1 other RNA gene is annotated in these 367 nt (G+C 54.2%); it reads right to left on the bottom strand.

The features are described from left to right. Positions 1-367, bottom strand: a transfer-messenger RNA (tmRNA) gene (ssrA, locus tag DBV08_RS32100); the annotation flags it as partial.

Consider the following 367-nt stretch of genomic DNA (forward strand, 5'->3'; position numbering starts at 1 on the left):
GTGGAGATGGCGGGAATCGAACCCGCGTCCGTCGGCAGATTGTCAGGACTTCTCCGGGCGCAGTTCGTGAGGTAGTTTCTTAGGTTCTGGCCCTCACACGAACATGTGGACCAACGAACGGAGTTGAGTAAAAGTCCCTCAGATACCCTCAACAAATATCTGAAGCAGTGGCTCCCTAAGCGACGCCAGGACCTAGAGTGGAAGCAACTCTAGACTGACGGATTCGCAGCTCGGCCTAATCAGGCAGCGAGGGCGAAATCGGTGCGGTTATTAGACTTAGCACCTATTGTTTTGCAGAGGACATTAACGAGATGACTCTACATTCTCGGCCCGCTTCTCCCGTCGCAGTGTCCGACGTCGAAACCGA

It is taken from the genome of Rhodococcus sp. KBW08 (assembly GCF_003852455.1).
In the GTDB taxonomy this organism is placed as follows: domain Bacteria; phylum Actinomycetota; class Actinomycetes; order Mycobacteriales; family Mycobacteriaceae; genus Rhodococcus_F; species Rhodococcus_F baikonurensis.